Annotated in this window: 16 protein-coding genes; 6 read left to right on the forward strand and 10 right to left on the reverse strand. The window is 40.3% G+C overall.

Annotated features, from left to right (window positions below):
- Window positions 1-8: 8 nt before the first annotated feature.
- The 6 genes from ppk2 to ttcA all read left to right on the forward strand — a co-directional run bounded on the left by ppk2 (window position 9) and on the right by ttcA (window position 3,858).
- A complete protein-coding gene (gene ppk2, locus JIG37_RS05760; protein WP_138600027.1) occupies window positions 9-902 on the forward strand; it encodes a polyphosphate kinase 2 in 894 nt (297 codons plus the stop codon).
- Between the two features lie 11 nt (window positions 903-913).
- Window positions 914-1,228, forward strand: a complete 315-nt coding sequence (locus JIG37_RS05765) for a hypothetical protein (RefSeq protein WP_054553044.1) — start codon at window positions 914-916, stop codon at window positions 1,226-1,228.
- 117 nt (window positions 1,229-1,345) lie between these two features.
- A complete protein-coding gene (locus tag JIG37_RS05770; protein WP_138600028.1) occupies window positions 1,346-1,768 on the forward strand; it encodes a hypothetical protein in 423 nt (140 codons plus the stop codon).
- A gap of 1 nt (window position 1,769) precedes the next feature.
- Window positions 1,770-2,285, forward strand: a complete 516-nt coding sequence (locus JIG37_RS05775; protein WP_054553046.1) for a demethoxyubiquinone hydroxylase family protein — start codon at window positions 1,770-1,772, stop codon at window positions 2,283-2,285.
- Between the two features lie 23 nt (window positions 2,286-2,308).
- Window positions 2,309-2,722 (forward strand): hypothetical protein, encoded by a 414-nt coding sequence (locus JIG37_RS05780; RefSeq protein WP_138600030.1) that lies wholly within the window; start codon window positions 2,309-2,311, stop codon window positions 2,720-2,722.
- A gap of 242 nt (window positions 2,723-2,964) precedes the next feature.
- On the forward strand, window positions 2,965-3,858 hold the full coding sequence (ttcA, locus tag JIG37_RS05785; RefSeq protein WP_054553048.1) for a tRNA 2-thiocytidine(32) synthetase TtcA: 894 nt from the start codon (window positions 2,965-2,967) through the stop codon (window positions 3,856-3,858).
- Window positions 3,859-3,922: 64 nt separating this feature from the next.
- On the opposite strand, the gene uspE is transcribed toward ttcA, so the two are convergent.
- The 10 genes from uspE to ccoN all read right to left on the reverse strand — a co-directional run bounded on the left by uspE (window position 3,923) and on the right by ccoN (window position 12,847).
- The gene (gene uspE, locus JIG37_RS05790; protein WP_138600031.1) at window positions 3,923-4,846 is read right to left on the reverse strand and encodes a universal stress protein UspE; all 924 of its coding nucleotides are present in this window, start codon (window positions 4,844-4,846) and stop codon (window positions 3,923-3,925) included.
- 102 nt (window positions 4,847-4,948) lie between these two features.
- Window positions 4,949-5,683 (reverse strand): FNR family transcription factor, encoded by a 735-nt coding sequence (locus JIG37_RS05795; protein ID WP_054553050.1) that lies wholly within the window; start codon window positions 5,681-5,683, stop codon window positions 4,949-4,951.
- A gap of 36 nt (window positions 5,684-5,719) precedes the next feature.
- Window positions 5,720-6,391 (reverse strand): sulfite exporter TauE/SafE family protein, encoded by a 672-nt coding sequence (locus JIG37_RS05800; RefSeq protein ID WP_054553051.1) that lies wholly within the window; start codon window positions 6,389-6,391, stop codon window positions 5,720-5,722.
- Window positions 6,384-6,551 carry a cbb3-type cytochrome oxidase assembly protein CcoS gene (ccoS, locus tag JIG37_RS05805; protein ID WP_054553052.1) on the reverse strand — a complete coding sequence of 56 codons (168 nt, stop codon included), beginning with the start codon at window positions 6,549-6,551 and terminating at the stop codon, window positions 6,384-6,386. Before ccoS ends, JIG37_RS05800 begins: the two co-directional genes overlap by 8 nt.
- The gene (locus JIG37_RS05810) at window positions 6,548-8,923 is read right to left on the reverse strand and encodes a heavy metal translocating P-type ATPase (RefSeq protein WP_054553053.1); all 2,376 of its coding nucleotides are present in this window, start codon (window positions 8,921-8,923) and stop codon (window positions 6,548-6,550) included. The genes ccoS and JIG37_RS05810 overlap by 4 nt, the downstream gene beginning before the upstream one ends.
- Before the next feature lie 9 nt (window positions 8,924-8,932).
- The gene (locus JIG37_RS05815) at window positions 8,933-9,424 is read right to left on the reverse strand and encodes a FixH family protein (RefSeq protein ID WP_054553054.1); all 492 of its coding nucleotides are present in this window, start codon (window positions 9,422-9,424) and stop codon (window positions 8,933-8,935) included.
- A 149-nt stretch (window positions 9,425-9,573) separates the two neighbouring features.
- Window positions 9,574-10,539 (reverse strand): cytochrome-c oxidase, cbb3-type subunit III, encoded by a 966-nt coding sequence (gene ccoP, locus JIG37_RS05820; protein WP_199528929.1) that lies wholly within the window; start codon window positions 10,537-10,539, stop codon window positions 9,574-9,576.
- Entirely contained in the window at window positions 10,536-10,721 is a 186-nt protein-coding gene (locus JIG37_RS05825; protein WP_010373992.1) for a cbb3-type cytochrome c oxidase subunit 3, read from the reverse strand. Before JIG37_RS05825 ends, ccoP begins: the two co-directional genes overlap by 4 nt.
- Before the next feature lie 5 nt (window positions 10,722-10,726).
- On the reverse strand, window positions 10,727-11,401 hold the full coding sequence (gene ccoO, locus JIG37_RS05830) for a cytochrome-c oxidase, cbb3-type subunit II (protein ID WP_054553056.1): 675 nt from the start codon (window positions 11,399-11,401) through the stop codon (window positions 10,727-10,729).
- Between the two features lie 12 nt (window positions 11,402-11,413).
- The gene (ccoN, locus tag JIG37_RS05835; protein WP_036967883.1) at window positions 11,414-12,847 is read right to left on the reverse strand and encodes a cytochrome-c oxidase, cbb3-type subunit I; all 1,434 of its coding nucleotides are present in this window, start codon (window positions 12,845-12,847) and stop codon (window positions 11,414-11,416) included.
- Window positions 12,848-13,024: the final 177 nt, after the last annotated feature.

Raw genomic sequence — 13,024 nt, forward strand, 5'->3', positions numbered from 1 at the left:
GAGTCGTTATGCAGACAGTCAATGTCGAACCTGTATCAGTAAAACAGCAGAATTTATCCGAACACAATGCTAAACAGGATGTGGTTTTTGATCTAGATGTTAAAAACCCAAGCTTAAAGTGGAATGCTGACGGTAAATACCCGTATAAACGAAAAATGGACGTGATTGAATACGAGCGCCATAAACACGAATTGCAAATCGAACTTTTAAAAATGCAAGGTTGGGCCAAAGAGACTGAACAACAAATTGTGATTTTATTTGAAGGTCGAGATGCGGCTGGTAAAGGTGGCACTATAAAGCGTTTTATGGAGCATTTAAATCCTCGCGGGGCGCACGTAGTGGCTTTAGAAAAACCATCTGCAAGAGAGCGTGATCAATGGTACTTCCAGCGTTACATTAACCACTTACCTACTAAGGGTGAAATCATACTTTTCGATCGTTCTTGGTATAACCGAGCCGGTGTTGAGAAGGTAATGGGCTTTTGCGATGATCACGAATATTTGGAGTTTATGCGTCAAACACCTCAACTTGAGCGTATGTTGGTGAATAGCGGTATTAAGCTATTTAAATATTGGTTTTCGGTCAGTAGAGAAGAGCAATTTAGACGCTTTAAATCGCGCCAAAACGACCCACTCAAACAATGGAAGCTAAGCCCAGTTGATATGGCATCACTGGCTAAATGGCATGATTATAGTGATGCCAAAGATGCCATGATGTTTCATACCCATACTAAGGATGCACCTTGGACACAAATTCGATCTGACGATAAAAAGCGCGGGAGAATCAACTGTATGCGCCACTTCTTAAGTTGTTTAGATTACCCGGAGAAAGATCACGATGTAGTAAATTGTGTCGACTCGCTTATTGTTACCGAACCTACCCGCATGTCTATACGCCAGTGAAGGAGAATACTATGCAAAATTCACAGTCAGTATTTGAGAAACGTCTTGCTAAGCTCGAAAAAATTCTTGAAAAGAGTAAAAAAGAAGTGGCAAGAACCACTGAACTTGCAAAAGATGCAGCACTAAAAGCACAAGCAGCTGTAGAGTGTGCCAGCGAAGCTGAGAACCTAGCTGAAAATGCTAAAAAGCGCTTTAAAGCAGCAAAAAAGCAATTAAAAGAGGCTAAAGTGTTAAAAATTGCGCAGAAAAATGCGTCGAAAAAATCGGCTATAAAACGTGCCAAACGATTGGCAAAGAATAAAAAAGCTAAAACTAAAAGCGCTTAAAGTTAACAAAGGGCACATGGCTATTGTGCCCTTTGTTTTTATTAAGCGTATCGCTGGACATTTTTACGATTCTCGATATGCTAAATGTCAATTTTTCAGGGACTTAAAAGCATCTTAATGAAACCTTTAGCGTCTATTTTTGTTATTTTACTGCTATGTTCAGCGTGTAGTAGTCATTCACTTATCAACCAAGAAATGCAAACTAAGTTGCAAGGCTCATGGCAGTCTACAAATAGCCCAGTTTGTGAAGCTAATTTTCATATCGTAGCTTTCAAAAACAACACATTAGAAATCTCATATGACGAACAGGGCTATATTTCTGAGTCTGAAGCGAGAAAAACCTTCGTTTATAATATTCTCTCAGCAGAGAAAAATTTAGTCCGTGTGCAGCTTGAAAATGAAACTCGCTTAGATAATAAGGGCAAGCCAGTAGTTTGGCATCTAAAACCACTTAGAAATGATAAGTATTGCTGGGGTAGAGATGACTGGCCTGATCTTGCTTGTACAGCTTCCCGTTATAAATGCACAGTAAGCAATTAAGATGATCTCAAAAGAAGTCGCTAGAATTGTGCGTGTTGATCATGCAGGTGAATTTGGGGCGATAAGCATTTATAAGGCTCAGTTATTTGTCGCTAAGTTTTTATATCAAGATATCTCTGTACAGCTTAAAGAAATGCTAAATCATGAAATCGAGCATTTCAAAACTTTTGATTGTTGGTTAAAGGAACATAAAGTACGGCATTGCCACGCAATCTGGTTTTGGTCTTTGGGTGGTTATTGTTTAGGTTTGATTACTGCTTTATTTGGCCGTAAAGCAATTTGGGTGTGTACAGAAGCCGTTGAATCAACGGTTCTTCATCATCTAGAATGGCAATTAAGCTATTTAGAGAAAAATAATAAAAGCGCATATCAAACGGTACTAAGCATTCAACAAGATGAAATTGAACACCAGAACCTAGGCAAAGTGAATGGTTCAAGTTCACTTTATTATTCACCAATCAGATTAGTCGTTAAGCACTCCACTAAATTTGCTATTTGGCTTTCGACTAAGTTGTAAAACTAAAAAATAAGGATAATTAAATGAGAGTTTGTTTGCTGATTTTGTTTTCGTTGCCATTTATCGTGTGTTCGGCTCAGTCTGAGCCAAATGCAGAATTAGAATTTGAACGGTTCTATAATGCATTGAAAATGGATGAAATCTTCAATGGCCTTGGTGGTATTGTAGAGGTCGATACAAAGCAAATATTAGCAGATACACTAAAAGATTTACCTGAAAGTCAAAAGCAATTGTTGATAAATGCGATGGGGACATCGGTATTGGCAGAGCCAACAGACATGAGTGCCGCCAAGATGGCTTTTAAGCTTAAAATTCTTAGTTTATTATCACCACAAGAGCTTAAAATAGCAGCAGATTTTTATTCAACAAATATTGGTTTAAAAGCGCATAGAGCCATAATCGAGGCGGAAGTAGCTGCTTCGAACTTTTTAGATTAATTGTTGTTTCATATAAATTATTTAGTAAATCCAGAAAACACCACTTAACCTGTTTTAAATATAAATAACCTGAATCCTTAACCTTCATTCCCAAAGCGCTGTGCTGTACGTGGTATCTCTACAAGAGAAGCGTTTTAATTATCCCACGCTAATCATTTCAACTCGCTCAAAAAGTCCGTATAATCCACGCCGAACTTTTTACTATGAAACATGGCTTACTAAAGCCTGTATGAGCAGAGCAAATGAATCAAACTGATACTAGAAAAGAAACTCTTGAATTTAATAAACTTCAAAAGCGTCTAAGAAGGCATGTTGGTACCGCGATTACTGATTATAACATGATCGAAGACGGTGATGTTGTTATGGCATGTATCAGTGGTGGTAAAGATTCTTTTGCAATGCTAGATATTTTGCTTAATTTACAAAAAGCAGCGCCGATTAAATTTGAAGTTATTGCGGTAAACCTTGATCAGAAGCAGCCTGGTTTTCCTGAGCACATTTTGCCTGATTACTTTGAGACGCTAAATATTCCGTATTACATCGTTGATAAAGATACTTACTCAGTAGTAAAAGAAAAAGTACCAGAGGGCAAAACAACCTGTGGTCTGTGTTCACGACTTCGTCGCGGCACACTTTATTCATTTGCAGAAAAAATTGGTGCAACCAAACTAGCACTTGGTCATCACATGGATGATATCGTTGAGACAATGTTCTTAAATATGTTCCATGGTTCACGACTAAAAGCGATGCCACCAAAATTACGCTCTGATGATGAACGTAACGTGGTAATCCGTCCGTTGTCATATTGCCGTGAAAAAGATTTAATTAAATACGCTGAGCACAAAGACTTCCCGATCATTCCTTGTAATCTATGTGGCTCACAAGAAAACTTGCAGCGTCAATCAATCAAAGCCATGCTGACAGAGTGGGATAAGAAAACTCCAGGTCGTGTTGAGAGTATCTTTAAGTCTTTACAAAATGTTAGCCCAAGCCAGCTTGCAGACAGAAACTTATTTGATTTTGAAAATTTACCACTTGATAGAGAAGGCAATCGTGAAAGCTATGACTTTAGCGAGGCGGTGGTCTCATCAACAAACATTGATGAATCATTATTTATTGATGTAACAAATATATAAAACTCTTAAACTGTATATATAAAAAAGCCCCAAACAGGGGCTTTTTTAATATCTATTCAATAGGTTATTTAGCAAGTGGGCTTACATAGCCGTCTGGTTTTAATGCTAATACATCGCAGTCAAGGCTGTCAATCACATGCTCTGCTGTGTTACCGACAAGCGCTGCACTTAAGCCAGTACGTCCAACTGTACCAATCACTACTAATTCGCTGTTGAGGCGCGCAGCCACATCAGGAATAACATCTTCAGGTAAGCCTTCTTCAATGTGGCAATGAGCTTGGTCAATTTCAAAGCCTTCAGCTAATGAAAGCGTTGATTCAAAGTGATGTTTTTTAACTGATTCGTTGTAAACACCTGGGTTAAACTCAGGAATTTCAATCGCGATATTAACCGGCGTTGCTGGGTAGGCATTCACTAAATTAAGAGTGGCATTAGCCAAGTCACAAATGAAGCGAGCGTCTTTGATAATACGCTTGTTAAGTTCAAGGTGTTGTTCATTCTCACTCACGGCGTTCACAGCAGCTAAAATATTGCCTTTTGCTGGCCACTCTTTCTCTTTAACAAGTAAAACTGGAGCAGGGCACTTACGAATGAGGTGCCAGTCAGTTGGGGTGAAAATAACCGATTTAAGTGTATCGTGTTGATGGGTGCCTTTGACAACTAGGTCAAAACCATCGTTGATCACGGTATTGATAATGGCTTCGTAAGGGCGGTTATGCCAAACCACACAGCTATCAATGGTAAGCTCTGGGTAAAGGGCAATTTGTTCATTTAACCATTCTTGGCGGTCTTTTATTACGGCTTCGCGCATTGCTTCACGCTCATCAGCAGAAAGCATTGTGGTCATTTCATAAGAGAAGTCGTAGATACTGAGGAAAGCGGTGATGGTCGCGCCAGATTTTTTGGCTAGATCAATTGAGCGGCTTAAACTATGTTGCTGCTCTTTGGTTGGGTCTATAACTGCTAAAATTCGTTTAATTGCGTCCATGTGCTGCTCCTTAACTGTTCCGCAAAAAGTAGTACTTTGAGTGTAACCTAAATTTAGAACAGTTAAAGGGGCAAACAATATAAAGTTGCGTTAAATCAAACTCTATTTACATTTAATCGCTGCTGTTGCTGCAAGCGCTTGCTGGTCCAAAATGGTGATAAATTTGCCTTCAACTTTAATAAAGCCCGCTTTTTGGAAGCGGCTTAAAAGGCGGCTAATTGTTTCAACAGTAAGGCCTAAATAATTACCGATTTCACCACGTGTCATGGTTAAACGGAATTCTTTACGTGAGAAACCACGTTCACCAAAACGCTCTGCAAGATTATAAATAAAACTTGCTAGACGCTCTTCAGCTGACTTTTTATTGAGTAACAATAACATTTCTTGGTCGTAGTTAATCTCATTACTCATTAAACGCATAATTTGTTGGCGTAGCTTAGGTAATTTACCTGCTAATTCGTCTAGAGTATCGAATGGAATTTCACATACCATTGAAGTTTCAAGGGCTTGCGAAAAGCTTTGATGAGCCATTTTGTTGATTGCATCGAAACCGACTAAATCACCAGCCAAGTGAAAGCCAGTAATTTGTTCATCACCTTGTTCAGACAAAGTATAAGACTTAAACGAGCCAGAGCGTACCGCATAAATAGCATTTAAGCTTTCGCCAGACTCAAATAAATAATCACCTTTGTGTAGAGGCTTTTTACGTTCGATGATTTCATCGAGACGATCCATTTCTTGACCGTTTAATGAAAATGGCAAACATAGCTGGCTGATACTGCAATTATTACAGCTAATTGTGCATAAGCCTTTTGACTTGTTTTGTGAGAAGTCCATACATCAAATCCATTCAAATAGGTTAACAACTTTAGGTTAATGAACTAACTTATCGGTTGCTATAATTAATAAGTATATACCGTACCATATTATTACGCTGCCTAGAATAACCCTTATCCAAACATGGTTAAAAAGAGTATTTATTTTTTGACTAACAAGACCAACACTGATCATTGCTGGAAAAGTTCCCAAAGCAAAAAATAACATTACGCCTGCACCGTGAAGAGCTGATGGGCTTGTGAGTGCCCAGGTTAACGCAGAATAAACTAGGCCACAGGGTAACCAACCCCACAAAGCGCCATAAAGCAAGGCTTTAGGGGTTGTATCGACCGGTAATAAAAAACGATTGAGTTTAGCTAAATGCTGCCATATGAGCGCCTTGCCTAGTTTTTCTAGCCACTGTAGGGTTGCCGCTAAGCGCATTATGTAAACCCCAACTAGTAGCATAAAAATACCACTCAAAAAAGACAAAGCTACCGATATACTGGTATTTTGCGCCGCGAAGCGACTACTAATTCCAGCTACGAGTGCACCGGCCAGCATATAACTGAGTGCTCGGCCTAGGTTGTATGCAACCGAAAAGCTTACTGCTCGATTTTTGTTGGCAGCAAGTTGTAAACTACTGGCAATGCCGCCACACATAGCTAGGCAGTGACCACTGCCTAACAAGCCCATTATAAATGCACTAATAAACAGCGGATCAATCATTACTTTTGTTATGCTGCTCTTTATCGTCTTCGAACAGAATACTGTGACCCTGTTTATTTAAATCAGAAAACTGCTCGCTTTTTACAGCCCAAAAGAATACCCCAATTGCAATTAGCACAAATAAAATGGCAATTGGGATAAGCATATAGATGATACTCATAGTTTTAATAACCTTAATGAGTTGGTAATAACCAAAATGGAGCTTGCAGACATACCGATGACGGCCATCCAAGGAGCAACGAGCCCAAGGGCTGCCAGAGGTAAGATCGAACCATTGTAAATAAGTGACAATGCCAAGTTTTGCTTAACAATACGGCGCGTCTTTTTCGAGACAGTAAGCAAATGTTCTATAGCCGTTAGATCACTATTGAGTAATACCACATCAGCACTATTTTTGGAAATATCAGCGCCGGTTTCCATTGCGATAGATAAATGGGCACTGGCAAATACCGGGCTGTCATTCACGCCATCACCAACCATAGCAACAATGGCACCTTTAGCTGCCAATGTTTCAACATGGGCTTGTTTATCGCGAGGGCTGCATGCTGCATGCACGGTATCTAAATTTAGCTGTTTTGCAATTCGCTCACCACTGTTAGAGGCATCGCCCGTTAACATATGGCATTTGAGCTGTTGTGAATGAAGTGTAGTAACCAGTTTTTCTGCGTTATCACGTAAGCTGTCTGCTAAGTAAAAGCGCGCAATGACTTGTTTATCGATATACAAGGTTGCTTGAGCATCAGCTTTTTCGGTATCAAACCAACCGCTTTTACCTATCGCAAGGTGTTGATCATTGAGTAAAGCGGTAATGCCTTTACCCGGTTCGATAGTCACATTCTCAATAGGGTTTATTGAGTCGTTGAAACCAGCAAATGCATTAGCTATAGGGTGCTCAGAGAAGCTTTCAAGTTGGGCAGATAAGCGTAATGCATCAGCTTCACTGTACTGGCTGTTTACTAGCTCAACGCGTTCAATGGTAAAGCGACCTTGCGTTAAGGTACCTGTTTTATCAAAGGCGATATCAGTTAATTGTGGTAGCGTTTCTAATACGTGGGCTTGCTTAATTAAAATCCCACGCTTTGTTAAGCTTGCAACTGCACAAGTTAGGGCAGTTGGAATCGCTAAACTAAGCGCACAAGGGCAGGTAGCAACAAGTACAGAAATAGTCACCCAAAAGGCATGCTCGGGGTCTATTTGATACCAACCAATCGCTGTTATTGAGGCAAATACTAATAAGCAGGCAACAAACCACTGTGCTACTTTATCTGTGATCTCAACTAATCGCGGGCGTTTGGTTAACGCTGTGTGTTGCAACTTAATAATTTGATTAAGCAGGGTATTTTGACCGATTTTGTTGATCTCAATACTGATAACGCCATCGTGATTAATAGTACCTGCGTAAACTTGATGACTGATAAACTTGTTAACGGGTTGATGCTCGCCCGTCATCATTGCTTCATCAACGGTTGTTTGACCTTTTGTAACAATACCATCAGCAGGAATGGTTTCACCTGCTTTGATCAACACAACATCACCCAGTTTTAGTTTTTTGGCCGCAATTATCGATTCTTGGTTATTCTCATCGATAATACGAGCTGTAAGAGGCAGTAACTTTTGCAAGTTAGCGGTAAATTCACTGGCTTTTAAACGGGCTCTAAATTCTAAATATTTACCTAATAATAATAAGAAGGTAAACATACAGATAGATTCAAAATAAACTTCGCCAACCGACATTAATGTGGCATAACAGCTTGCCCCATAAGCACCAAAAATCGCTAATGAGACGGGTAAATCCATATTCAGCTGTTTGGCTTTTAAACCATTAATAGCATTGGTTAAGAATGGCAGGGCACTGTAAAGAATTACAGGAGATGCAAGTACTAAGCTTATCCAGCGAAAATACTGCTCGAAGTTCTCTTCCATGCCAGAGAACATGCCAAAATACATAGCGAAAGCAAACATCATTACTTGCATGGTCATCAGACCGGCAACCCCTAAACGGCGGATATAAGCTTTCGCGGCTTGTTGTTTTTGGCTCGCTTCAAGGTCTGCCTGAAACGGGTAGGCTTTATAGCCGATTTCATGTAATGAGGTGATAATTTGGCTAAGCGGTGTAACCGATTTATCCCATTGTATCATGGCACGGTTGGTCGAAGTATTTACATCAACACGTTTGATTGCTTTTAAGTTAAGTAGTTGTTTTTCGATTAACCAAGCACAGGCAGCACAGGTGATGCCTTCAACCGTTAATAGTACTTCTGATAAATCATTAGTGGCTGAAATAAACTCGTCTTGAATATCTTCGTTATCGTAACTTTTAATCAACTCGAGTTGCTCTGGAACAAGCTGTTCAACTTTACCAGAGCGAACAGTTCTAAATTTATAATAATCGGTCATGCCTTGGGCGACGATATTCTCAGCAACCGTTTGGCAACCAATACAACACATAGGTTGTGCCTTACCGTCTATTTCGACAGTCGCATTAAAGCCTTTTGGCACACTTTCAAGACAATGAAAGCAATTATCGGACATTAGAGTTTACTACTTATATTCAGGGCTAATCGAAATCGTTTTATCAGTTGGTAAAATGACATCTTCTTTAAGTTTCCAACTGTTATCGATTGGTTCAATAAACACTGTGTATGCACCGTCAACATGGGTGTCGAGTAGGGCAGTAAAATCGCCATGGGCGTTTTTCATTAAGCTTACATCAAAGTCATTGGCTTTAATGGTGCGATGATAAAAAGACATTTTTAAAGAGTGAACATTGCTTGCATCACCCTTGGTGAAAGTGAATGTTACTTTGTCGTCTGCAACATTTAAATCGCCATGTAAGTAAAGTGCTTTTGCTTTATTAAATTTGCTGAGTTCAAGGTTAATTGCCTTGCCTTTTTTATAATAATCGTCAACAACCATATCTGGGCCGTTGCCAATTGCCATATAAATAAGACCAGCACAGCCGATGATAGCTGCAAGAGGAAAAGAGATTAAAAACCATGGCCAAAAGTTTTTATACCAAGGAGTGGGTTTCATAGTACTTATACCTTTAAAAACGTTGTACGCATTTTATCGGATTTAAAAGCAAAAGACTAAAAAAAAGCCTCCAGATGGAGGCTTTTTTGATCTTAATTAATCTATTGAATTAAAAGATTAATTGTTTATACATTTTATTAACCGCGTGGTTATTTATCTTGCGATAAGCTGTAAACGTACGCTGTTAATAAGTGAACTTTATCTTCACCTAAAATGTCTTTCCATGCTGGCATTACACCGGCGCGGCCATTGATTAGTGTTTCTTCAACAGCACGTTTAGAACCACCGTATAACCAGATGTTATCTGTTAGGTTAGGTGCACCAAATGGTAAGTTGTGTGCAACTGAACCTTTACCGTCAGCACCGTGACACGCAGCACACATTGCAAACTTAGCAGCACCTGCAGCAGCGTCTTTTTGGTTAACAGTACGGCCAGAAAGGCTAAGTACGTGAGCAGTCATTTCTTTAATGCCTTGCTCACCAAGCGCATCACCCCAAGGTGGCATCGCAGCAACACGACCGTAAAGAAGTGTTTCTTTGATCTTATCTGGTGTGCCGCCGTATAACCAATCGTTATCCGTTAGGTTAGGGAAGCCTTGACCACCACGTGCATCTGAACCATGACATTGTGCACAGTTTTGAGAGAATAAACGTTGACCAATCTCAAGCGCTTTTTCGTCTTTAACTAGTGTTTCTATATCTTGTTTTGCGAATGACTCAAAGATTGGGCCAAAACGCTCATCAGCAGCGATAAATTCTTGGTCTAATTGAACGTTCTCACCGTTAGCTAATGCTTGTTCAGTCGCTTCTTTAGACTCAGCTAAAGAGGTAATACCTTGGTTAGAACTTGTCCATTTACCTAAACCTTCCCAGTTACCTAAACCTGGGTAAGCAGCAAGGTAGTATACAGACCAAATAAATGTCGCGAAGAACATATAAGTCCACCATTTTGGTAGTGGGTTGTTAAGTTCTTCAATGCCGTCAAATTCGTGACCACAGCTTTCGCCTTCTTTCACACCTGCGTAGTTTTTTAAGTTCCACAGAAGTAGGCCGAAGATGATAGCAAGACACGCTAGGGTTAATACAATAACCCATATACTCCAAAAGCTAGTCATTTCTCAGACTCCTTTTCCTCATTAGAGATTGTGTTGTTGTGTTTTTTTTCATCTTCAAATATGGCATTAGCAGCATCGTCAAAACGGCGTTTGCTACGCTTGCTGTATGCCCATACAACAATCACAATAAACAGTACTAAAATTACCAGAGTCAAAATGCCTCTGTATGTTCCGTAATCCATAATAATTACTTCAAGTGTGTGCCAAGCTGTTGTAAGTAAGCGATTAGAGCTTGCATTTCAGTTGCACCTTGACCACCGTTCATGGCTTCGATTTTCGCAATGTCAGCTTGTAGCTCTTCGTCACTTCCGTAACCTTTACCGTCGTAACGGTCGCTCGCTTTATCAATTCCGAAGCTATCACGGAATATTTGAAGCTTTTTAAGTGTATGGGTCGTATCGACTCTGTTTTCGTCTAACCAAGGAAACGCTGGCATGTTTGACTCAGGTACCACTGCACGTGGATCCATTAAGTGAGCATGGTGCCAATCGTCTGAGTAACGCTCACCAACACGCGCTAAGTCAGGACCAGTACGCTTAGAACCCCATTGGAATGGGTGATCCCATACTGACTCACCAGCTACAGAGTAGTGACCGTAACGCTCAACCTCGTCACGGAAAGGACGAATCATTTGTGAGTGACAGTTGTAACAACCTTCACGCACGTAGATATCACGGCCTTCCATTTCTAACGCTGTAAGAGGGCGTAAGCCATCAACAGGTTTAGTCGTATCGTCTTGGAACATGAGTGGAGTAATCTCAACTAATGCACCAAAGCTGATTGCAAAGACAGTCAAGATAGCCATTAGGCCAACGTTCTTTTCGACTATTTCGTGTTTGTTTTGTGAATTATTATTGCTCATCGTGCTACTCCATTATGCCAATTGTGCGTCAGCGTCTAGTTGAAGCGAATCTTTCTTCGCTGCAATAGTACGATAAACGTTGTAAGCCATAATTAGCATACCTGTTACGATGAATACACCGCCTAGGAAACGCATGATATAGAACGGATACGAAGCTTCTAATGACTGTACAAAGCTGTACATTAACGTACCGTCTGAGTTTACTGCACGCCACATAAGACCTTGCATTACACCAGAGATCCACATTGCTACGATGTATAGAACAACACCCACAGTGTGTAACCAGAAGTGCGTGTTAACTAGTTTAACACTGTACATACGGCCTTGTGAGAATAGTGCAGGGATTAGGTGATAAATAGCACCGATAGAAATCATTGCAACCCAACCTAGTGCACCTGAGTGTACGTGACCTACAGTCCAGTCAGTGTAGTGAGAAAGCGCGTTAACTGACTTAATAGCCATCATAGGGCCTTCGAACGTAGACATACCGTAGAAAGATAGAGAAACAACTAAGAAACGAAGTACTGGGTCAGTACGTAGTTTATGCCATGCACCTGATAACGTCATGATACCGTTGATCATACCACCCCAAGATGGAACGAATAGGATAACTGACATAACCATACCTAAGCTTTGCGTCCAGTCTGGAAGCGCAGTGTAATGTAGGTGGTGAGGACCTGCCCAGATGTATAAAGAAACAAGAGCCCAGAAGTGAACAACCGATAAACGGTAAGAATAAACAGGGCGACCTGCTTGTTTTGGTACGAAGTAGTACATCATACCTAAGAAACCAGCAGTTAATAAGAAACCAACAGCGTTGTGACCGTACCACCACTGAACCATTGCATCTACAGCACCTGCGTAAATAGAGTATGATTTAGTTAGTGAAACTGGAATTGCCATGCTGTTTACAATGTGTAAAACGGCAACAGTAATGATGAAACCAGCGTAGAACCAGTTCGCAACATAGATGTGCGATACTTTACGCTTGATTAACGTACCAAAGAATACAACTGCGTAAGTTACCCAAACAACGGCGATAAGAATATCGATTGGCCATTCAAGTTCTGCGTATTCTTTTGAGCTTGTGATACCCAATGGTAAGGTAATCGCTGCTAGTACGATAACAAGTTGCCAACCCCAGAAGGTGAAGGCTGCTAATTTATCTGAGAAAAGGCGCGTTTGACATGTACGTTGTACGACGTAATAAGACGTCGCAAAAAGTGCACTTGTACCAAATGCGAAAATTACTGCGTTCGTGTGTAACGGACGTAGTCGAGAGTAAGTTAACCATGGTGTATCAAAGTTAAGTGCTGGCCAAGCTAATTGGGCAGCAATCAGAACCCCAACACTCATGCCAACGATGCCCCAAATCACTGTCATAATAGCGAATTGGCGTACAACTTTATAATTGTACTCAGTTTGTGATGCTACTGTTTGGCTCATTTTCTGGCTTCCGCTGCAATAAATGCGTTTTAGAAATGAATTACCCACTTTTATTCAAAGTGGGGCCTACTATTACTTCACAAGCATGTTACCTAAAGCCAACTTAGCGGTGCTAGCTTCAGAAAACAAACTCGAGAAACCCTTATTTTTGCGATGGAAATGATAAAATTTTTGACC

Origin of the sequence: Pseudoalteromonas sp. bablab_jr010, assembly GCF_016464105.1 — a bacterium.
Classification (GTDB): Bacteria; Pseudomonadota; Gammaproteobacteria; order Enterobacterales; family Alteromonadaceae; genus Pseudoalteromonas; species Pseudoalteromonas simplex.

Excerpts from the sequence above, each read along its gene's own strand:
- JIG37_RS05810 (WP_054553053.1), bottom strand. The coding sequence starts at position 8,923 with ATGTCCGATAATTGCTTTCATTGTCTTGAAAGTGTGCCAAAAGGCTTT.
- ppk2 (WP_138600027.1), top strand. The coding sequence starts at position 9 with ATGCAGACAGTCAATGTCGAACCTGTATCAGTAAAACAGCAGAATTTA.
- ccoO (WP_054553056.1), bottom strand. The coding sequence starts at position 11,401 with ATGAGCAATAATAATTCACAAAACAAACACGAAATAGTCGAAAAGAAC.
- JIG37_RS05800 (WP_054553051.1), bottom strand. The coding sequence starts at position 6,391 with ATGATTGATCCGCTGTTTATTAGTGCATTTATAATGGGCTTGTTAGGC.
- JIG37_RS05815 (WP_054553054.1), bottom strand. The coding sequence starts at position 9,424 with ATGAAACCCACTCCTTGGTATAAAAACTTTTGGCCATGGTTTTTAATC.
- JIG37_RS05795 (WP_054553050.1), bottom strand. The coding sequence starts at position 5,683 with ATGGACTTCTCACAAAACAAGTCAAAAGGCTTATGCACAATTAGCTGT.
- uspE (WP_138600031.1), bottom strand. The coding sequence starts at position 4,846 with ATGGACGCAATTAAACGAATTTTAGCAGTTATAGACCCAACCAAAGAG.
- JIG37_RS05775 (WP_054553046.1), top strand. The coding sequence starts at position 1,770 with ATGATCTCAAAAGAAGTCGCTAGAATTGTGCGTGTTGATCATGCAGGT.
- ccoS (WP_054553052.1), bottom strand. The coding sequence starts at position 6,551 with ATGAGTATCATCTATATGCTTATCCCAATTGCCATTTTATTTGTGCTA.
- JIG37_RS05780 (WP_138600030.1), top strand. The coding sequence starts at position 2,309 with ATGAGAGTTTGTTTGCTGATTTTGTTTTCGTTGCCATTTATCGTGTGT.
- JIG37_RS05825 (WP_010373992.1), bottom strand. The coding sequence starts at position 10,721 with ATGGATTACGGAACATACAGAGGCATTTTGACTCTGGTAATTTTAGTA.
- JIG37_RS05765 (WP_054553044.1), top strand. The coding sequence starts at position 914 with ATGCAAAATTCACAGTCAGTATTTGAGAAACGTCTTGCTAAGCTCGAA.
- ttcA (WP_054553048.1), top strand. The coding sequence starts at position 2,965 with ATGAATCAAACTGATACTAGAAAAGAAACTCTTGAATTTAATAAACTT.
- ccoN (WP_036967883.1), bottom strand. The coding sequence starts at position 12,847 with ATGAGCCAAACAGTAGCATCACAAACTGAGTACAATTATAAAGTTGTA.
- ccoP (WP_199528929.1), bottom strand. The coding sequence starts at position 10,539 with ATGACTAGCTTTTGGAGTATATGGGTTATTGTATTAACCCTAGCGTGT.
- JIG37_RS05770 (WP_138600028.1), top strand. The coding sequence starts at position 1,346 with ATGAAACCTTTAGCGTCTATTTTTGTTATTTTACTGCTATGTTCAGCG.